General features: G+C 75.0%; 19 protein-coding genes and 1 riboswitch. Of the genes, 8 read left to right on the top strand and 11 right to left on the bottom strand.

The window, feature by feature from the left end:
• Positions 1-60 precede the first annotated feature (60 nt).
• Both O2W53_RS00425 and O2W53_RS00420 read left to right on the top strand, forming a co-directional pair.
• The gene (locus O2W53_RS00425; protein WP_269161069.1) at positions 61-279 is read left to right on the top strand and encodes a hypothetical protein; all 219 of its coding nucleotides are present in this window, start codon (positions 61-63) and stop codon (positions 277-279) included.
• Positions 237-1,307, top strand: coding sequence for an MFS transporter (locus tag O2W53_RS00420; protein WP_269161068.1), 1,071 nt, complete (start codon positions 237-239; stop codon positions 1,305-1,307). Before O2W53_RS00425 ends, O2W53_RS00420 begins: the two co-directional genes overlap by 43 nt.
• Positions 1,308-1,320: 13 nt before the next feature.
• Here the strand turns inward: O2W53_RS00420 and O2W53_RS00415 are convergent, their stop codons facing one another.
• Positions 1,321-2,115 (bottom strand): methyltransferase domain-containing protein, encoded by a 795-nt coding sequence (locus O2W53_RS00415; protein ID WP_269161067.1) that lies wholly within the window; start codon positions 2,113-2,115, stop codon positions 1,321-1,323.
• Between the two features lie 60 nt (positions 2,116-2,175).
• Positions 2,176-3,711, bottom strand: a complete 1,536-nt coding sequence (locus O2W53_RS00410) for a glycerol-3-phosphate dehydrogenase/oxidase (RefSeq protein WP_269161066.1) — start codon at positions 3,709-3,711, stop codon at positions 2,176-2,178.
• A gap of 108 nt (positions 3,712-3,819) precedes the next feature.
• Here O2W53_RS00410 and O2W53_RS00405 point away from each other — a divergent pair, with 108 nt between their 5' ends.
• On the top strand, positions 3,820-4,188 hold the full coding sequence (locus O2W53_RS00405; protein ID WP_269161065.1) for an STAS domain-containing protein: 369 nt from the start codon (positions 3,820-3,822) through the stop codon (positions 4,186-4,188).
• 73 nt (positions 4,189-4,261) lie between these two features.
• Positions 4,262-4,690, top strand: a complete 429-nt coding sequence (locus tag O2W53_RS00400; RefSeq protein WP_269161064.1) for a hypothetical protein — start codon at positions 4,262-4,264, stop codon at positions 4,688-4,690.
• A gap of 31 nt (positions 4,691-4,721) precedes the next feature.
• On the opposite strand, the gene O2W53_RS00395 is transcribed toward O2W53_RS00400, so the two are convergent.
• Entirely contained in the window at positions 4,722-5,012 is a 291-nt protein-coding gene (locus tag O2W53_RS00395; protein ID WP_269161063.1) for a DUF1540 domain-containing protein, read from the bottom strand.
• A 128-nt stretch (positions 5,013-5,140) separates the two neighbouring features.
• Between O2W53_RS00395 and O2W53_RS00390 the strand changes: the two genes are divergently transcribed.
• A complete protein-coding gene (locus O2W53_RS00390; protein WP_269161062.1) occupies positions 5,141-6,367 on the top strand; it encodes an arginine deiminase in 1,227 nt (408 codons plus the stop codon).
• A gap of 4 nt (positions 6,368-6,371) precedes the next feature.
• On the opposite strand, the gene O2W53_RS00385 is transcribed toward O2W53_RS00390, so the two are convergent.
• Both O2W53_RS00385 and O2W53_RS00380 read right to left on the bottom strand, forming a co-directional pair.
• Positions 6,372-8,309, bottom strand: a complete 1,938-nt coding sequence (locus O2W53_RS00385) for an alpha/beta hydrolase (protein WP_269161061.1) — start codon at positions 8,307-8,309, stop codon at positions 6,372-6,374.
• A gap of 69 nt (positions 8,310-8,378) precedes the next feature.
• Positions 8,379-9,149 carry a zf-HC2 domain-containing protein gene (locus O2W53_RS00380; RefSeq protein ID WP_269161060.1) on the bottom strand — a complete coding sequence of 257 codons (771 nt, stop codon included), beginning with the start codon at positions 9,147-9,149 and terminating at the stop codon, positions 8,379-8,381.
• A 47-nt stretch (positions 9,150-9,196) separates the two neighbouring features.
• On the opposite strand from O2W53_RS00380, the gene O2W53_RS00375 reads away from it, so the two are divergent.
• Positions 9,197-9,751, top strand: a complete 555-nt coding sequence (locus tag O2W53_RS00375) for a sigma-70 family RNA polymerase sigma factor (RefSeq protein ID WP_269161059.1) — start codon at positions 9,197-9,199, stop codon at positions 9,749-9,751.
• Positions 9,752-9,781: 30 nt separating this feature from the next.
• Here the strand turns inward: O2W53_RS00375 and O2W53_RS00370 are convergent, their stop codons facing one another.
• From O2W53_RS00370 to O2W53_RS00360, 3 genes are all read right to left on the bottom strand, one after another.
• On the bottom strand, positions 9,782-10,573 hold the full coding sequence (locus tag O2W53_RS00370) for a DUF4184 family protein (protein ID WP_269161058.1): 792 nt from the start codon (positions 10,571-10,573) through the stop codon (positions 9,782-9,784).
• Positions 10,574-10,641: 68 nt separating this feature from the next.
• The gene (locus tag O2W53_RS00365; RefSeq protein WP_269161057.1) at positions 10,642-11,628 is read right to left on the bottom strand and encodes a cytochrome c oxidase assembly protein; all 987 of its coding nucleotides are present in this window, start codon (positions 11,626-11,628) and stop codon (positions 10,642-10,644) included.
• Positions 11,629-11,757: 129 nt separating this feature from the next.
• Positions 11,758-12,696 carry a DUF5926 family protein gene (locus O2W53_RS00360; protein ID WP_269161056.1) on the bottom strand — a complete coding sequence of 313 codons (939 nt, stop codon included), beginning with the start codon at positions 12,694-12,696 and terminating at the stop codon, positions 11,758-11,760.
• A 75-nt stretch (positions 12,697-12,771) separates the two neighbouring features.
• On the opposite strand from O2W53_RS00360, the gene O2W53_RS00355 reads away from it, so the two are divergent.
• Together O2W53_RS00355 and O2W53_RS00350 are read left to right on the top strand one after the other, a co-directional pair.
• Positions 12,772-13,983 carry a cytochrome P450 gene (locus O2W53_RS00355; RefSeq protein ID WP_269161055.1) on the top strand — a complete coding sequence of 404 codons (1,212 nt, stop codon included), beginning with the start codon at positions 12,772-12,774 and terminating at the stop codon, positions 13,981-13,983.
• Between the two features lie 227 nt (positions 13,984-14,210).
• Positions 14,211-14,309, top strand: a riboswitch (cyclic di-AMP (ydaO/yuaA leader).
• A gap of 24 nt (positions 14,310-14,333) precedes the next feature.
• A complete protein-coding gene (locus O2W53_RS00350) occupies positions 14,334-15,200 on the top strand; it encodes a LysM peptidoglycan-binding domain-containing protein (protein WP_269161054.1) in 867 nt (288 codons plus the stop codon).
• A gap of 133 nt (positions 15,201-15,333) precedes the next feature.
• Here the strand turns inward: O2W53_RS00350 and araA are convergent, their stop codons facing one another.
• Genes araA through O2W53_RS00335 form a run of 3 tightly spaced genes read right to left on the bottom strand, consistent with a single transcriptional unit; the run spans position 15,334 to position 19,198 of the window.
• Positions 15,334-16,857, bottom strand: coding sequence for an L-arabinose isomerase (araA, locus tag O2W53_RS00345; RefSeq protein ID WP_269161053.1), 1,524 nt, complete (start codon positions 16,855-16,857; stop codon positions 15,334-15,336).
• The gene (locus O2W53_RS00340; RefSeq protein WP_269161052.1) at positions 16,854-17,537 is read right to left on the bottom strand and encodes an L-ribulose-5-phosphate 4-epimerase; all 684 of its coding nucleotides are present in this window, start codon (positions 17,535-17,537) and stop codon (positions 16,854-16,856) included. The genes araA and O2W53_RS00340 overlap by 4 nt, the downstream gene beginning before the upstream one ends.
• Complete coding sequence (locus tag O2W53_RS00335) at positions 17,534-19,198, bottom strand: xylulokinase (RefSeq protein WP_269161051.1); 1,665 nt, start codon at positions 19,196-19,198, stop codon at positions 17,534-17,536. The genes O2W53_RS00340 and O2W53_RS00335 overlap by 4 nt, the downstream gene beginning before the upstream one ends.
• Positions 19,199-19,284: the final 86 nt, after the last annotated feature.

The raw sequence follows: 19,284 nt of genomic DNA, 5'->3' as shown, positions 1-19,284 counted from the left end.
GTCCGCCGTCAGCGGAATGAGGACGACGCCGTCCCTGAGCACGGCTAAGGTCTCCTCCTCGTGAGCCGCATCGGTGAGGTCCTGGTCCCGGCGCGGCTCGGCACCGGGTTCCGCTGGCTGCTGGCCTCGTCCTGGACGACGAACCTCGGGGACGGGATCGCGCTGGCCGCCGGGCCGCTGCTGGTCGCCTCGCTCACCCGGGACGCGTTCCTGGTCGCCCTCGCCGCGACGGTGCAGTGCTGCCGCCGCTGCTGTTCGGCCTGGTCGCCGGGGCGCTGACCGACCGGCTCGACCGGCGGTTGATCGTGCTGACCGTCGACCTCGCCCGCGCCGCCGTCCTCATCGTGCTCACCCTGGCGGTGGCCATCGACCGGGTGTCCATCGTCGCGGTGCTCGGTGCGCTGTTCCTGCTGGCCACCGCGGAGGTGTTCGCCGACAACAGCTCCCAGACGCTGGTGCCGGTGCTGGTCGCCCGCGATGACCTGGCGGTGGCCAACGGGCGGCTGCAGACCGGGTTCATCACGGTGAACCAGCTCGCCGGGCCGCCGCTGGGTGCGGCGCTGTTCACCGTCGGCGCGGCGTGGGCGCTGGGCGTCCAGGCGGTGCTCGTGGCTCTGGGGGCGGTGCTGATCACCCGGGTGGTCCTGCCCGCCCGGGCGCGCGTCGAGGGCCAGCGGACCGCGATGCGGCACGACATCGCCGAGGGGCTGCGCTGGGTGCGGCACCACGCCGCCGTCCGCACGCTGGTGCTGACCATCACGATCTTCAACGTCACCTTCGGCGCCGCCTGGTCGGTGCTGGTGCTCTACGCCACCGAGCGGATCGGGCTGGGCGAGATCGGGTTCGGGCTGGTGACCACCGTCGGCGCCGTCGGGGGCATCGTCGGCGGCCTGACCTACGGCTGGATCACCCGCCGGGTGAGCCTGGGCGACCTGATGCGGATCGGTCTGGTCGTCGAGACGCTGACGCACCTGGCGCTGGCCCTCACCTCCAGCCCGTGGGTGGCCCTGCCGGTCTTCTTCGTGTTCGGGGCACACGCCTTCATCTGGGGGACGACGTCGGTCGCCGTCCGGCAGCGGGCGGTGCCGGCGGCGCTGCAGGGCCGGGTGGGCAGCGTCAACGTGGTGGGCGTCTACGGCGGCCTGGTGGTCGGCTCGGGCATCGGCGGGGTGCTCGCCCAGCACTGGGGCGTGACCGCGCCGTTCTGGTTCGCCTTCGCCGGGTCGGCCGTCTTCGTGGTGCTCATCTGGCGCTCGCTGCGGCACATCGCCCACGCCGACGAACAACTGGCGCCGGCCCCCGCCTGACGACCCGGGCGTTTCAGACGCGGATGAGCAGCTCGCCGTGCAGCATGCCCAGCCAGCCGTCGTCGGCCTCGGCCCACTCCAGCCACGCGTCGGCGATCGCCTGCAGCTCCTGCTGGGTGGCCAGCCCGTACGTCCGGGCCTGCTCGGCGAACGCCGACGCGGTCGCCCGCCCGGCCCAGGAGCGCCCCCACCAGGAACGCTCGTCGGGGGTCGCGAAGCACCAGGCGGACGTCGTGGCCACCGTGTCCCGCAGCCCGGCGGCGTGCGCCCACGACCGCAGCCGCCGGCCGGCGTCCGGTTCGGCCCCGTTGGCCCGGGCCACCCGCTGGTAGAGGTCCAGCCAGCGGTCCAGCCCGGCCGACGCCGGGAACCAGGTGGTGGCGGCGTAGTCGACGTCGCGGACGGCGATCAGCCCGCCGGGCCGGCAGACCCGGGCCATCTCGCGCAGCGCGGCGACCGGGTCGGTCAGGTGCTGCAGCACCTGGTGGGCGTGCACGACGTCGAAGGAGTCGTCGGCGGCGGCCAGCGCGTAGCCGTCCCCCACCCCGAACTCCACCGCCACCCCGGCCTGCTCGGCCAGCGCACGGGCCTCCGCGAGTGGCGCGGGCGACACGTCGAGCCCGACCACCCGCCCCGGCGCCACCCGGGCGGCGAGGTCGACCGTGATCGTGCCCGGCCCACAGCCCACGTCGAGCAGCTCCAGCCCCGGGCGCAGGTGCGGCACCAGGTGGGCGGCGGAGTTCTCCGCGGTGCGCCAGCGGTGGGACTGCAGGACCGGTTCGGCGTGCCCGTGCGTGTAGGTGTCCACGGCGTCAGCCTGCACCGTCAGCCCACTCAGTGGAACAGTCGTCTCGCACACTGAGACGGGTCAGCTCTCGGCGGCCAGCACCGCCGCGGCCAGTGGCGCGGCCCGTTCCCGGTCGGTGGGCACCAGGCCGATCCGGGTGCGCCGGTCCAGCAGGTCGTCGACCGTCCGCGCCCCCTCGGCCCGGACGGCGAACCGCAGCTCCCCCACCGTCTCCGGGCGGCCGTCGACCACCGGCTCCTCCCCCAGCCCGGCGACCACCGCGGCCTCGGTGCCGTACCGGCGCACCAGCCGGGCGGCGGCGTCCACCCGGGCCAGCGCCCGCCCGGGCGCGGCACCGACCAGCGGCAGCCGGGCCGTCGGTGACCGGACGGCGCCGCGGCCGAGCCGGGTCACGACGGCGTCGACCGCCTGGGCGGCCGTCGACCGGTAGGTGGTCAGCTTCCCGCCGACCACGGTGAGCACCGGACCGTCCCAGGCCAGCAGGGGCCGGCGGGACAGGTCGGCCGGGGCGCCCCCCGGCCCGTCCCCGGCGGAGACCGGCTGCGCCAGCGGACGCAGCCCGGCGTAGGCACCCACCACGTCGGAACGGTCCAGCGGTCGGGCCAGCACCCGGTTCACGGTGTCCAGCAGCTGCGCCACCTCGGCGTCGCTGGGCACCGGGTCGTCCTCGGGCACCGGCCCGGCCACCGGCTCGTCGGTGATCCCCAGGTGCACCAGCCCGCCGGGCTGGGGCAGGGCGACGACGAACCGGGTCCGCGACCCCGGCAGCGGCACGGTCAGCGCGGCCGTCGGCGAGCCGAGCCGGGCCGCCGGGACGACGAGGTGCGATCCGCGGGAGAGCACCAGCCGGACGCCGGGCGCCAGCCGCTGCGCCCACGCCCCGGTGGCGTTGACCACCACCCCGGCCCGCACCGTCGTCGACCCGCCGTCGACGGTCAGCGCGACCGCCCCGCCGTCCACGCCGGTGACCGTCACCCCGGTGAGCACGCCGGCCCCGAAGGCGGCGGCGGTGCGGGCCAGCGAGACGACCAGCCGCGCGTCGTCGACCAGCTGCCCGTCCCAGAAGACGACGCCGCCGCGCCCCGGGCGGACACCGGGCACCAGCCGGGAGACGCCCTCCGGCCCGATCCGGCCGGTGCCGGGCAGGGAGCGGCGCCCGCCGGGCACGGAGAGCCGGACCGCATCGCCCAGCCGCCCGCCGAGCCCGGCCAGCGCGCTGACGTCCCGGCCGGCCACGTCGGGCACCAGGAACGGCAGCCGCCCGACCAGGTGGGGTGCGGTCACGCCCATCAACACGGCCCGCTCCCGGGCGCTGTGCCGGGCCAGTCCGATCTCCCGCTGCGCCAGGTACCGCAGCCCGCCGTGCACCAGCTTGGACGACCAACGACTGGTGCCCGCGGCCAGGTCCACGCGCTCGCACAGCGCGACGCTCAGCCCGCGGGCGGCGGCGTCCAGCGCGACCCCGGCGCCGGTCACCCCACCGCCCACGACCAGGACGTCGACCCCCTCGGTGACGAGCCGGTCGAGGTCGCGGGCCCGGCGGCGCGCGTCGAGCGCTGCGGGCCGGGCGACGTCCCTCAGGTCCGGCTCGGGCACCGGCAGACTGTAGCGGTGCCCGACCGCCCGGGACGGTCGATCCCGGGTGAGGCGCATCGCGCCGCGGGTGATCGCGTTTCGGCAGCTCCGCGCGGGTACCGGTGCTCTGTGTCCAGCGGCCCCGATCCTGTCGCCGGCGAGGTGGTCCGGGCCGAGGACGGGGCCGGTCCGCTGCTCCGGTTCTCCGGCCGCATCGACCGGGAGGCCGTGCGCCGCTTCCGGGTGCTGGTGACGCCGGCGGACTGGCCGGACCGGGCAGACCTCTCCGCGGTCACCGCGATCGACGCCGCGGGCCTGCAGCTGCTGGTGCACCTCAGCCGCAAGCCGCTGCGCCGCGGGCACCACCTGAGGCTGCTGGCCGTGCCCGCCGCGCTGCAGCCGGCGCTGGTGCGGGCCGGGCTGTCCCGGTTGCTCACCGGGGACGGTGCCGCGCCGTCCGGAGCCGCAGCGGACCCGGATCGCACCGCGCCCGGCTGACCCTCCCGGGGGCGACTGGCGCACGGCGCGTCGATCAGGTTAGCCTCGCCTCACTCGACGCGAGGTGGGTGGGATGGGTCTGCGACTGCCGGTCGGCGGTGTCACGGTGCTGCTGGGTCCTGCGGGCGCCCGGGCGGACACCATGGCCGCCCTGGACCCGGGCAGCGCCCGGTGCGCCGGAGGGCACGCCTCCCTCTCCGTGCTGCGGCTGACCGCGGCACCCGGCGACGACGTGCAGCAGCGGCTCGCCGCCGTCGCGCAGGCGGGCACCGGGACGGCGTCCGTCGTCCTGGTCGACCGCCTGACCGACGGCCTGGCCGCGCACGACCGACGCGCGGTGCTCGCCGCGCTGCGGCCGGTCGCGACCGCGGGCCGTGCTGTCCTCGTCGACGACGGCGACCCGATCGCGGCACTGTCGGTGGCCGACACCGTGCTGCGCACCCCGGCGCTGGCCCTGGAGCAGGTGGCCGACGCCGACGAGCTGGAGCAGCTGGTCGGCTGAGCCGGCAGCCCCACCGGGCCGCCGACGGGGTTCAGCGGGCGGTGTAGGTGAGGCAGTCCGCCGCGTCGGCGGCCGAGCCGACCTGCACGGCGGACGCGCGGCACTCCAGCGCCTCGTTGTGCACGCAGTCCGAGCGGTGGCAGGCGCCGACGACGCCGGTGCGCTCGAGCCCGGCGCGGAACGAGATCTCCACGAAGGTCCCGCAGTGGGCGTGGTCGCCGCTGACGGTGATGGCGCCGGCGTGGCAGGCATGGTCGGCGTTGTACGAACAGCTGTCGACCGAGCAGTCCTGCACCTGGGGCATGTCCAGCATCTGGGTCATGACCCGAGGCTGACAGCTCCGCGGGGCGCTCGCCAGCCAGGAGAGGCTGCCCTGGCCAGTGCGGGGGACGGCGCGAACTCACCCCTTCCGGGCTGGCCGACCCGAGCAAGATCCAGCAGGCTCAGGGGATGCGTGCCGCGAACTCCACGACCCCCGGCGTGACCAGTGAGGTCGGCCGGCTCCGCACCGTCCTCCTGCACCGCCCCGGCGCCGAGCTGCGCCGGCTCACCCCGCGCAACAACGACGAGCTGCTCTTCGACGGCGTCCCCTGGGTGGCCCGCGCGCAGGAGGAGCACGACGCGTTCGCCGCCGCCCTCACCGACCGCGGGGTCGAGGTGCTGCACCTGGACCGGTTGCTGGCCGAGGTGATGGCGGTGCCGGCCGCCCGCGCGGAGGTGATCGCCGCCGCGGTCGACGACCCCCGGCTCGGCGCCACCCTGCAGCACGCCACCACCGCCCACCTCGACGGTCTCGCGCCCGAGGACCTGGCCACCGCCCTGATCACCGGGGTGGCGCACGACGAGCTGCGCGGCGGCCGCGGGCTGGCCTACGAGCTGATGGGGCGCGGGGACTTCGTCGTCCCGCCGCTGCCCAACCTGATGTTCACCCGCGACTCCTCGGTGTGGGTCGGCGGGCAGGTCGCCGTCACCTCGCTGGCCATGCCGGCCCGGGACCGGGAGAGCGCGCTGACCGCGGCGCTGTACACCCATCACCCCCGGTTCGCCGGTGTCGAACAGCTCTACGGCCCGCACCTGGAACACCTCGAGGGCGGCGACGTGCTGCTGCTCTCCCCGGGCGTCGTCGCCGTCGGGGTGGGCGAGCGGACCACGCCCGGAGGCGCGGAGCGACTGGCCCGGCGGGTGCTCGACCGGGGGCTGGCGCACACGGTGCTCGTCGTCCCCATCGCCCAGCAGCGGGCGACCATGCACCTGGACACCGTCGCCACCATGGTCGACGTCGACGCGATGGTCATGTACCCGGCGATCGCCGACCACCTGCAGGCCTGGACCGTGACGGCCGGGGACGCCTCCCCCGACACTGACGAGCTGTCGGTCCGCGGCCCGCAGCCGTTCCTGATCGCCGCCGCGCAGGCGATGGGGATCGACCGGCTGCGGGTGATCGACACCGGGCTGGACCCGGTGACCGCCGAGCGCGAGCAGTGGGACGACGGCAACAACACCCTCGCGCTGGCCCCGCGGCTCACGGTCGCCTACGAGCGGAACACCGTCACCAACGCCGCGCTGGAGGCCGCCGGGATCGAGGTCGTCGCGATCGCCGGCTCGGAGCTGGGCAGCGGCCGCGGTGGCCCACGCTGCATGAGCTGCCCGGTGCTGCGCGACGCCGTCCCCGCGTAGTCGGTCAGGGGGCGGGGTCGAACGCCTCCACGGCCGGGTCGAAGACCTGCTCCCGGTGGACGTCCATCCGCTCCGGGCTCGAGGTCAGCTGCACCACGGCCAGGCCCGCCGGGGTGTCGGCCAGGGCCAGGTCGACCCGCTGGCCGAGGTCGTCGAGCCGGTACAGGTCCCAGGTGGCCGACCCCGTCTCGCGCTGACCCACCGGCTCGAGGGGCTCGCCGGTGCCCAGCTGCGCGGCCAGCTGCGGGAGCAGCTGGTCGGCCGTCGCACCGGGCACCACCTGCTGCACCAGCGAGACCAGCGGCGACTCCTGGAACGCACCGGGGACCACCTCCGACCAGCCCTCCGGTCGGACCCCCGCGACGCCCAGCTCCTCGCTCTCCCAGGCCGTCATCTCCACCTGCACCCCCTCCACGGTGAACGCCGGGATCTCGACGTCGTCGACGCAGGAGGCGTCCGGCTCGCTGTCCGGGTCGGCGAGGAAGTCGCGGGTCAGCTGCACCGCGCACTCGTGCGTCGCCACCGAGCCGTGCCCGGTGGCGGGGAACTCGACGAAGACGCTGTTCCCCAGCTGCTCGGCCAGCTGCGCACCCCACCGGGGCGGGGTGATCGGGTCGAGCTCACCGGCCAGCACCAGGGTGGGCAGGTCGCTGCTCAGCGCGTCGTCCTCCCCCGCACCGGGCTCACCGGCGTCCCAGTCGGCGCAGACGTCGAAGACGCCCGGCCCCATCGTGGGGGTGCTGTCGAAGAAGCTCTCGACCAGCGGGTGCTCGGCGGTCGCGTCCGCCACGGCCTCCGGGTCGCTGAAGCTGATCTCCTCCTCGCACTGCACGGCCAGCTGCTGGCCGACGCTGACCAGGTCCAGCTGCTGGGAGAAGGCACTGAGCAGCAGGCCGATCGAGCCGAAGTCGTCGTTCGCCGCGGCCTCGACGATCTCCGGGAGGAACGGGATCAGCTCGGTCGAGTACATGCTCTGGAAGAGGAACCCGACGAGGCCGGCGCCGTCCAGCGGGCTCTCCACCCGCTCGCCGGTCGTCGGGTCGCGGACCGTGACCGAGGCGGGCGCGGCGTCCAGCTCCGCGACCAGGTCGGTGACCGTCTGCTCCAGGTCGGGGTACCGCTCGGCGCACCGGGCGTCGGCGGCGCAGGTGGCGAACAGCGCCTCCAGCGCCCGGGCGGCGTTGCCCGGTGTCTCCTCGTAGAGGTCGGCGTCGATCGGGTACGCGGCGTCGAGCACCACCGACCGGATGCCCTCGGGGTGGTCGCGCATGGCGGTCTGCGCCAGCCGCGTGCCGTAGGAGATCCCGTAGAGGTTCCACTCCTCGTGGCCCAGCGCCCGGCGCAGGTCCTCGAGGTCGGCCGCCGAGGCCGCGCTGTCGTAGTCGGCGAAGTCGACGCCCTCGTCGACCAGCCGCTGCCGGCACTCCTCCAGCGAGGCCGCGGCCTGGGCCGCCAGCTCCTCGACCGGCTCCTCCGACCCCAGCGACTCCCGCACCCAGGAGCTGTACTCCTCGCACGCAAGCGACGGCTCGGTCAGCCCGGTGCCGCGCTGGTCGAGGAGGACCAGGTCCCGGTCCTGGGCGAGCGGCTCGTACAGCTCCCCGAACGCGAGTGGCACGAACTCCAGCGCACCCTGGCCCGGACCGCCGGAGAGGTAGACGAGCGGGTCCTCGGCCGGGTCCTCGGCCGCCGCGGCGACGACGCCGAAGGCCAGGCTGACCGTGCCGGCACCCGGGTCGTCGCGGTCGGCCGGCACCTCCAGCGTGCCGCACTCGATGTCGACCCCGGCCGGGACGTCGAAGTCGCAGGCGCCCCACTCGACCTCACGGGCCGCCGCGGTCGACGCCGTCCCCGCCGCGTCCGCGCCGTCGTCCTCGCCGTCCCCGGTACAGCCGGCCAGGAGCAGGACGGCGAGCGGCACCAGAGCCAGGCGACGGTCCATCGGGTTCCTCCGTGTTCGCTGCCGGTCACACCGGCTGGTCAGCGCGGGCAGTCAACCAGGGGCACGCGGTCAGGCGGCCGCGCGCTCGCCACCGCCTTCGGCCCGGACCGCGGCACGCGCGGCCGGGCCGGCGGCCCGCCAGCCGGGCGCCGCAGGACGCTCGGCCCACCGCCCGGGCTCCGCTCCCCGGGCGACGGCCCACCTCGTCACCGGCCGGGCGACCCGCTCCCCGGTCGGACCGGTGCGGGCACCCCGGTTCCGCAGCGCGAGCCAGCTGACCAGCACGGCCCCGCCGAGCAGCAGCAGGTGCCCGACCGCCCGGCCGGGGTGCACGTGGCCGGTCCCCAGGTCGCCGACGGTGACCCAGGCGAGCACGGCGGTGAAGGGCAGCAGGAAGGGCAGGGCACCGGCCGCCAGCCGCGGCAGCACGGCGACGCCGAGGAAGCAGGCAGCCAGCCCCAGGTTCCAGGCCCCCGTCTCGTGCGCCAGGTGCACCGGGGCGGCCGCCGCACCGCCGGCCCCCAGCAGCGCCGGCAGGCTGACCGCCAGCTGACCGGCGCCGACGGCCAGCAGGGCCAGCCGCAGGGCGCCGTCCAGCCACGCCCGGGAGCGGGCCGCCGGCTGTACCGCCGGCAGCCGGCCCAGGACCGCGGCGGTCACGTCGGGCACCGCCGCGACCGGGGTCAGCCGGGCCCGGCGGGTCACCTCCGCCGCGGCCTCGGCCCACCCGCGGCAGGCCGGGCACCTGCCCAGGTGCTCGTCGACCCAGGTCTGCGGCGCGCCCGGGGACTCGCCGTCCAGGTCGGCGGAGACCGCCTCACGACAGGCTGCACAGCTCACGGTGGCATAGTCGCCGCCGACGACCGCAGAGTTCCCGGAGGGTCCACGTGGGGCAGCTGGAACGTCTCGCTGCCCGCGCAGCCGAGGGCGACAGCCTGGCTCAGGCCGCGCTGATCCGGGAGACGCAGACCGACGTGTGGCGGCTGTGTGCGCACCTGGCCGACCGCCAGGCCGCCGAGGACCTCACCCAGGAGACCTACCTGCGGGCCCTGCCGGCGTTGCGGGGCTTCGAGGGCCGGTCGTCGCTGCGCACCTGGCTGCTGTCCATCGCCCGCCGGGTCTGCGCCGACCACCTGCGGGCCCGGAAGCGCCGCGGCCTGGTGCTGGTCTCCGACGACACCGACCTGGCCGACCTGGTCCGCGACGTGCCGGACGACGAGGTGGGCGGGTCGGTCGCCGCGCAGGACGTGCTGGACCGGCTGGAGCCCGAGCGCCGGGAGGCCTTCGTGCTCACCCAGCTGATCGGGCTGCCCTACGCCGAGGCCGCCGAGGTGGTGGGCTGCCCGATCGGCACGATCCGCTCCCGCGTGGCCCGGGCCCGCGCCGACCTGGTCGAGGCGCTGGTCGCCGCCGACCACCCCCGCACCCGCCGCCCCTCCTAGGGCCAAGAGCGCGATCTCGGCCCCTGACGGTCAGGGCGAGGTGAGCTGCTCCGCGCGGCGGCGGGTGAACGCACGGTGCACGTGCCAGCCGACGGCGTAGACCACCAGTGCCACGATGAACGCGGTACCGCCCTCGACCAGGAACGTCCGCAGCTCCGCCTCGGCCACACCGACCCGGTCGACGACCCCGTCCACCCGGTAGGCCTCGCGGATCTCCGTCAGCCGCCGCACCGCGGCGACCGCTCCCGTCCCCACCGCCACCGCGGCGAGCAGCGCGGCGATGCCGGTACGCAGGCGACGGGGCAACAGGACGCCGGCCGCCACCGGCTGCGGGGGCGTGGCCCGCCACCAGCGCACCAGCCACCCCAGCAGAGCGACCGCTCCCAGCACGCTGAAGGCGACCTCCAGCCGCACCGCCCACGGGGGGCCCGGGGAGCGGGTCAGCTCGTCCCACGCCAGATGGGTCGCCGCGCCGACGACCAGCGAGACGGCGATGAGAGCCAGCGCCGCCGAGCTGCGCCAGCGGAAGCCCAGGGCCGCGGGCGCCGCGCGCCCAGCGGCCGACGGCGGCAACAGCGCGAGCAGCGGGCCCTTGAGCAGGAGCTGGAACGTGGCCAGCAGCACCGACCCGATGATCGGGTCCAGCCAGAGCACGGACGACCACTCGTGCGTCAGCGTGAGGTTGTAGTCACCGCCGATCCACTGCAGCGACACGTAGTAGGGCAGGTCCGGGGCCATCGCGCCGGCCACCAACGCGGAGGGCACCAGGGGAGTCCGCAGCAGCGGCAGCACCACCGCTGGGTGGACGAGGGTGAACGGCACGCGGGGAGGGTAGGGCGCGCCGACCCGGCCGACGGGGACCCGACCGCGCGCGTCCGGTCAGCCCACGGTCAGGGGTGCTGGGCCGCCAGGCGGCGGAGTCGCTCGTTGTAGGCGGTCAGCTCGGGGTCCTCGCCGCTCTCGCCGCGGGCGATCGCCCGGTCGCGCGCCCGGTCGGCAGACCGGTTGGCCCGGTCCTCCGAGCGGGTCCACTGGAAGAACACCACCGCCAGCACCAGCACGGTGGGGAACTCCCCGAACGACCAGGCGATGCCGCCGGCCGCCCCCTGGTCGTACAGCGGGTCGATGCCCCAGGACTCCGGTGGGGTGGTGTAGCTGGTCAGCAGCAGGGTGTTGCTCATCATCACGATCACGCCGAAGAAGGCGTGGAACGGGGCGGGCAGCAGCAGTTCCAGCATCCGCGCGCCGTGCCCGGACCGCCGGGGCCACGGGTCGATGGCCATGATCGGGCCGAAGAACAGCAGCCCGGTGACCAAGAAGTGCAGCAGCATGAACGTGTGCCCGGGCACCGTCGACATGAGCTCGTCGAACAGCGGGGTGAAGTAGACGCCGTAGAGGCTGGCGATGAACAGCGGGATGGTGAACAGCGGGGAGGAGACCAGCTGGCCCAGCCGGCTGTGCAGGGCCCCGAGCAGCGCCCGCCGCGGCATCCCGGCGGGCCCCTGGGCCGCGGGGAGTGCGCGCAGCATCAGGGTGACCGGTGCGCCGAGCAGCAACAGCAGCGGCGTGATCATGCTCAGCACCATGTGCTGCACCATGTGCAGGCTGAACAGCGCCATCCCGTAGCTCTGCAGGCCACTGGCGGTGACGTGGAACAGGGTGGCGCAGCCGAGCAGCCACGCGACCGTCCGGGACGGCGCCCAGCGGACGCCCCGGCGGTGCAGCCGCCACAGCCCGACCAGGTAGCCGGCGGCCATCAGCACGGCGAGCCAGGCCACCGGCGACGCGGCGGCCAGGTCCAGCCCCAGCACCCGACCGAGGGTCGGCGGCAGCTCCGGGACGTGCATCGCACCCATGCCGCCGTGCTCGTGGCCCACGTTCGTCCTCTCTCAGCTCTGCTGTGCGGCCCCCACGGTAGTTGAAGGACTCCGTCCCTCTCCCGCCTCGCAGGCTCGGCGCGAGCCTCCGGACGGGGCCGACGCGCGGTCTGGGCAGAGGGTCCTCGCTCAGCGGAGCGTGACCTGCCGGGACAGCAGCCCCGCGCGGGCCCGTCGCTCGTCCGCGTCCAGCGGCTCGGTGACCGCCAGCGCAGCGTCCAGCCGGGAGTGCAGCTCGGCCGAGGGGCCGGCCCACTCGGCACCGGGCACGGCGCCGGGCACGTCCCACACCGGGACGACGAGCCCGAGGGCGCGGAAGGCGCCGGCGTAGCGGGTGCCCTCCCCCAGGCTCAGCTGCTCGGCCGCGCCGAGCCGGGCCAGGGCGTCCAGCAGCGCCTCCTCCGGCTCGGGGCGCACCCAGCGCACGTGGCCGCGCTCGGTGGTGGGCCGGCACCAGTAGGCGGCCTCCAGCCCGTCCAGCCGCACCGTGGGCATCACCATCTCGTTGGCCTGCTGCAGGCTCGCGCGGGCGGTCGCGTCGACGTCGGCGCCCTCCAGCCAGAACTCGAAGTCGTCGTGCACGGTGACCTCGAACGGAGCCGAGAGGTCCAGCAGCTCCTGCAGCCGCGGCCCGGCCGAGCCGGCGGCACCGATGGGGCCCGGGTCGACGGGGGCGCCGGCCGGCGCCTCGAGCGCGGCGGCGAGCGCGGTGCCGAGGTCGCGGCTGACGTCGTCGGAGGAGGTCTGCAGCTGGACGCCGAGCAGGATCTCGCCGTTGGCCCGCACCAGGGCAGGGGTGCCGCCGGGGAGCACGCTGGCCAGCGTGACCGACCGGCCCTCCGTGGTGGTCAGCTTGGCGGTGGCGGCCGGCACGAGCTCGCGCAGCGCCACCCAGTCGACCTCGCCGGGCAGGCCCTCGAACGGGCGGAGCACCGGCTGGCCGTAGCCGGAGCCGTGGCAGTGCTTGTAGCGGCGACCGGAGCCACAGGGGCAGGGCGCCTTCGGGTTGGTCTCACCGTCGGTCGCGGCAGGGGCGGCGGGGCGGCGGCGGGTCGTGGAGCGGGCCATGCCTGCGAGCGTAGGAGGCGCCGTCGGCGACCGGGGGACGGCGTCCCGTCCGGCTGCCGCCCGTAGGCTCTGCCGGTGACACCGGCTCCCGTCCCGTTCGACCTGACCGACCCCGCGCTGGTCGCCGATCCCTATCCCGCGTTCGCCGTGGCCCGCGCCGCAGCGCCGGTGCAGTGGGACGAGCGGCAAGGCCTGTGGCTGGCCTTCGGCCACGCCGAGGCCAACGCCGTCCTCCGGGATCGGCGGCTGGGCCGGATCTGGTCGGACCGGACCCCCACCGAGCGGTTCGAGAGCTTCAACCTGATCCACCGCAACGCCATCCTGGAGATGGAGCCGCCCACGCACACCCGGCTGCGGCGGCTGATCAGCGCGGCGTTCGCCCGCGGCCACGTCGAGCGGCTGCGACCGTGGGTCCAGGACCTGGCCGACTCGCTCGTCGACTCCCTCGTCGAGCGCTCCGCCGGCGCGACCGGCGTCGACGTGCTGTCCGGCATGGCCGAGGAGCTGCCGGTCGCAGTCATCGCCGAGCTGCTCGGGGTGCCGGCGGTCGACCGGCCGCTGCTGCGCCCGTGGTCGAACGCGATCGTGAAGATGTACGAGTACGGCCGGACGTCGGAGATCGAGGCCGACGCCGAGCGGGCCGCCGCCGAGTTCGTCGCCTACCTGCGCGAGCTGGCCGCCGAGCGGCGGACCGCACCGGGCGAGGACCTGCTCACCCACCTGGTCACGGTGCGCGACGCCGAGGGCGACCGGCTCACCGAGGACGAGCTGGTGACCACCTGCATCCTGCTGCTCAACGCCGGCCACGAGGCGACGGTCAACGTCAGCGGCAACGGCCTGCTGGCGCTGCTGGAGCACCCCGACCAGCTCGCCCGGCTGCGCGCGGACCCGGCCCTGCTGCCGACGGCGATCGAGGAGCTGATGCGCTACGACTCACCGCTGCAGCTGTTCGAGCGCACCGCCACCGAGGACGTCGAGATCGGCGGGGTCACCGTCGCTCGGGGACAGAAGATCGCCGCCCTGCTGGGCAGCGCCAACCGCGACCCGGCCGTCTTCGTCGACCCGGACACCCTCGACGTCGGACGCGCGGACAACCCGCACATCTCCTTCGGGGCCGGGGTGCACTTCTGCATCGGTGCCCCGCTGGCCCGGGTGGAGCTGCAGGCCTCCTTCGGTGCACTGCTGAGCCGGACGTCCCGGCTGGAGCTGGCCCGCCCGGCCCGGCGCCGCCCGGAGTTCGTCATCCGCGGGCTGCAGGACCTGCCGGTCGTGCTCACCGGCCGCTGAGCCGTTGCGCCGGGAGACGACCTCGGGGCACCGGCGCACGCCGCGTCCATGATCCGTCACAGCTCGTGCTGACCGCGTCGGGGAGCCCGGGAAAGCTCGTCGCCGACCGGCTCCCGCGGCCGACGGCCTGCCTACCGTTGTCCCCGTCCGCCGCACGGCGGGCTCCGGACGACGGCACCGCCGAACCTGCCCACCGTCGCCCGGACGTCACGAGACCACGGGCAGGCGCGGGGGACCCACCTCGCAGGACCAGGCCTCCGGGCCTTGGGGTGAAGCCGCAGCACGCGGCCGGGCAGCTCTCGCCCGAACCCGACAGCTAACTCCGCAGGCGGCGAGAGGCACACACACCCATGCTCAATCGCTTCACGGCACGGCGCGACCGCTCCACCGAGCGCTCCGCCTTCGCTTCGGCGGCACGCCCCGCCATGGTCGTCGCGGCAGCCGCGGCGATGTCCTTCGGGGTCATCGCACCGGCCGCGGCCCACACCGGCAGCCACACCGTCAGCCCCGGTGACACGCTCAACGAGCTGGCCGCCAGCCACGGCGCCACCTGGCAGGACATCCACGCCGCCAACCGCGACACCATCGGCAGCAACCCGAACGTGCTGCGCGTCGGCCAGGTGCTGACCATCGGCGGAGGGGCGGCCCCGGCGGCTGCACCGGCAGCCGCACCCGCGGCGGCGACCGGCACCTACGTGGTGCGCTCCGGCGACACCCTCGGCAAGATCGCCGCCCAGCACGGCACCACCTGGCAGGCCCTCTACGCCGCCAACCGCGGCACCATCGGCGGCGACCCGAACGTGCTCCGCGTCGGCCAGACCCTCACCCTCGGCGGCGGGGCGGCCGCACCTGCGGCCCCGGCACCCAGCCGCCCGGTCGAGCAGCCCGCCAGCCGCAGCGCCGACCGGACCGCCAGCGGTGACCCCCGGTCCATCGCCCGGACCATGGTCGCCGAGCGCGGCTGGGGCCCCGGCGAGTTCGACTGCCTGGACGCCCTGTGGGAGAAGGAGAGCAACTGGGAGACCACGGCCGACAACCCGAACTCCAGCGCCTACGGCATCCCGCAGGCGCTGCCCGGTTCGAAGATGGCCTCGGCCGGCCCGGACTGGCGCACCAACCCGGCGACCCAGATCACCTGGGGCCTGGGCTACATCAGCGACCGCTACGGCACCCCGTGTGGCGCGTGGGCGCACTTCCGGGCCAACAACTGGTACTGATCGACCAGCGCGACGGGTCGGTCGGCGCGGTCAGGCGCTGACCGACCCGCACTGGTGGTCCGGGCGACCGGACCACCGGACCACCGGCACGACGACGCCCCGGCCGGGCAACCGGCCGGGGCGTCGTCCGTCCTCAGAGGCGCTGGTTGAGCCGGTGGTAGGCCGCGCTCCAGCGCAGCTCCTTGGCCAGGCTGCGCCGGGTGGTGTCGGCGTCGATGAGCACCAGCTCGGTGTCGAACACCTCCGCCAGGTCGGTCAGCTCATCGGCCCCCAGCTGGGTGGACAGCACCGTGTGGTGCGGCCCGCCGGCGGTCAGCCAGCCCTCGGTCGCCGTCTCGAAGTCCGGCCGGGGCTCCCAGACCGCCCGGGCGACCGGGAGGTTCGGCAGCGGCTCGGACGGCTCGACGACGTCGATCTCGTTGGCCACCCAGCGGAACCGGTCGCCCAGGTCGCACCAACCGACCGTGATGCCGTCGGCGGGGGCGGCGGTGAACACCAGCCGGGCCGGGTCCTCGCGGCCGCCGATGCCCAGCGGGTGCACCTCCAGCCGCGGCTTGTCCCCGGCGATCGTCGGGCACACCTCGAGCATGTGGGCACCGAGGATCTTCGGGGTCTCCGAGGCGAGGTCGTAGGTGTAGTCCTCCATGAAGGACGTGCCGCCGGGCAGCCCCTGGGCGGCGACCTTGAGCACCCGCAGCAGGGCGGAGGTCTTCCAGTCGCCCTCGCCGCCGAAGCCGTAGCCGTCGGCCATCAGCCGCTGCACGGCCAGGCCGGGGAGCTGGCGCAGGCCGCCGAGGTCCTCGAAGTTGGTGGTGAACGCACCGAAGCCGCCCTCGGTGAGGAACTGGCGCAGGGCCACCTCGATCCGGGCCTGGTAGCGGACGCTGTCATGCCGCTCCCCGCCCGGGCGCAGGTCGGCGTCCATCTCGTAGAGGTCGCCGTACTCCGCGACGACCGCGTCCACGGCGGAGTCGGCGACCGCGTCGACCACCTCGACCAGGTCGTTGACGCCCCAGGTGTTCACCGACATGCCGAAGCGGATCTCCGCCTCGACCTTGTCGCCCTCGGTGACCGCGACGTTCCGCATGTTGTCACCGAACCGGGCCAGCTTGAGGCCGCGGGCGGCGGCCGCACCGGCGGCGGCGCGGGCCCAGGAACCCACCCGGGCCTGCACCCGCGGGCTGCCCGCGTGGCCGGAGACGGTGGTGCGCGGCGTGCGCAGCCGGGTGAGCATGAACCCGTACTCCCGGTCGCCGTGGGCGGCCTGGTTCAGGTTCATGAAGTCCATGTCGATCGTCGCCCACGGGAGGGCGGCGTCGGCCTGGGTGTGCAGGTGCAGCAGCGGCTTGCGCAGCGCGTCCAGCCCGGAGATCCACATCTTCGCCGGCGAGAAGGTGTGCATCCAGGTGATGACGCCGAGGCAGTTCGGGTCCTCGTTCGCCGCGCCCATCATCTTCCGGATCGCACCGGCGTCGGTGAGCACCGGCTTCCAGACCACCCGGACCGGGACGGCGTCAGCGCCGTCCAGCGTCGCGGCGACCCGCTGCGACTGCTCGGCGACCTGCTGGAGGGTCTCCTCGCCGTACAGCCCCTGACTGCCGGTGAGGAACCAGATCTCCGAACCCTCGAATGCCACCTGCTGCTCCTTCGTGCTCATCGTTGTCCGTAGACGTTCTGGTAGCGCGCGTACAGCGAGTCGATGTCCGCCTGCGCGATCGGCTTGGGCTCACCCAGCTGGCGGGAGAGGTGCACGGTGCGGGCGACGTCCTCGGTCATGACGGCGGCCTTGACCGCGGCCTTCGCCGAGGGCCCGATGGTGAAGACGCCGTGGTTCTTCATCAGCACCGCCGACGAGCGGTGCCCCTGCAGCGTCTCCACGATGCCCTGGCCGATGGAGTCGTCACCGATCAGCGCGAACGGCCCCACGGGGATGGGCCCGCCGAACTCGTCGGCCATCGCCGTGAGCACGCAGGGGATCTCCTCGTGCCGGGCCGCCCAGGCCGCGGCGTAGGTGCTGTGCGTGTGCACCTGGCCGTTCACCTCGGGCATGTTCCGGTAGACGTAGGCGTGCGCCGCCGTGTCGCTGGAGGGGGCCCGGACGCCGTCGACGGCGTTGCCGTCGAGGTCGCAGACGGTGATGCCCTCCCAGGTCAGCTGGTCGTACTCGACGCCGCTGCCCTTGATGACGAACAGGTCCTCGCCGGGCACCCGCTCGGACACGTTGCCCGAGGTCCAGGTGACCAGCTCGTAGCGGGTCAGGTAGGTGTGCAGGTGGGCGACGTGCTCGCGCTGGGCGCGCAGCGTCCCCTGCTCGGTGCGGGTCGGGGTGGATGTCATGCCGGCTGCTCCTCGGTGGTGGCGGTCGGGGTCTCGTCGGTGTGCGGCTCGGCCGGCCGGTCGCCGATGGCGACGTGCTCCACGGCGGCCCGCTCGACCGGCAGCCCGGCGACGTACCGCTGCATGAAGGCGTCGAAGCCCGCGACGTCGGCGGGGTCGGGCTCCGCGGTGGTCAGGCTCGCGTCACCGAACACCGCGGTGTCCAGGTACTCGGCGAGGCTCTGCCCCGCGGGGCGGCCGGCGGCGAAGGCAGCCAGGACGGCGATCCCCCAGGCGCCGCCTTCGGCGGCGACGTCGCCGACGGCGACCGGGGTGTCGATCGCGGCCGCCAGGAACCGCTGCGCCACGCCCTCGGTCTTGAACAGGCCGCCGTGCGCGAACATCCGGTCCAGGCGCACCCCCTCGGTCTTCTGCAGCACGTCCATGCCGATCCGCAGCGTGGCCAGGGCGGAGAACAGGTGCGTCCGGACGAAGGTGCCCAGGTCCAGCGGGCTGTCCGGGGAGCGCAGGAAGAGCGGCCGCCCCTCCTCGAAGTCGGTGATCGGCTCACCGGAGAGGTAGTTGTACGCGAGCATCCCGCCGCCGTCGCTCGTACCGCCCAGGGCCGCGGTGAAGAGGGTCTGGAAGACCTCCGACGTGCCGGCCGGCGACCCCAGCGCCCGGGCGAACTCGGTGAACAACCCGGCCCAGGCGTCCAGCTCACTGGCCCCGTTGTTGCAGTGCACCATCGCCACCGGGTCACCGGCCGGCGTGGTCACCAGGTCCAGCTCGCGGTGCGCCCGGGAGAGCGCGCCCTCGAGCACGACCATGGCGAAGATCGACGTCCCGGCGGAGACGTTCCCGGTGCGCGGAGCGACCGAGTTGGTCGCCACCATGCCCGTGCCCGCGTCGCCCTCCGGCGGGCACAGCGGGACGCCGGCGCGCAGCCGCCCGGACGGGTCGAGGAGCCTCGCACCCGCCTCGGTGAGCGTGCCGGCGGGCTCGCCGGCGCGGGCGACGGCGGGGAGCAGCCCGGCGAGGGTCAGCTCCACCCCGGCCTCGGCCGCCAGCTCGTCGAACCGGGCCAGCATCATGGCGTCGTACCCGCCACCGGCGTCGACCGGGAACATGCCGCTGGCGTCCCCGATGCCCAGGACCTTCTCGCCGGTCAGCTGCCAGTGCACGTAGCCGGCCAGGGTCGTCAGGTGGTCCAGCCGGGCCAGGTGCTCCTCCCCGTCCAGGATCGCCTGGTAGAGGTGCGCGACGCTCCAGCGGTGCGGGATGTTGACCCCGAACTCCGCGCTGAGCCGCTCGGTCGCCTGCCCCGTGTTGGTGTTCCGCCAGGTGCGGAACGGCGTGAGCAGCTCACCCTCGGCGTCGAACGCGAGGTAGCCGTGCATCATCGCGGAGACGCCGAGCGCGCCGACCCCGGAGAGCTCGACCCCGTGGCGCCGCCGTACGTCCTCGGCCAGGGCTGCGACGCTGCGCTGCACACCCGACCAGACGTCCTCCAGTGCGTACGTCCACCGCCGGTCGACCAGCTGGTTCTCCCAGTCGTGGCTGCCGACGGCGAGGGGGGCGTGGTCCGGCCCGATCAGCACCGCCTTGATCCGGGTCGATCCGAACTCGATCCCCAAGGCCGTGCGCCCCGAGGTGATCGCCGTGCCGGCGTCCATCGTCATGTCAGGAGCCCCTTCCGCCCACCGTGACGGGCCTGGTCCCAGCGAACCGGTTCGCCGCAGGCCGCGGCACCGGATGGATTGTTAGC

The sequence above is a fragment of the Modestobacter sp. VKM Ac-2978 genome, from assembly GCF_026968025.1.
Lineage (GTDB): Bacteria > Actinomycetota > Actinomycetes > Mycobacteriales > Geodermatophilaceae > Modestobacter.
Note: the sequence above shows the minus strand (reverse complement) of the source record. Positions and strands in the feature narration are given on the sequence as shown.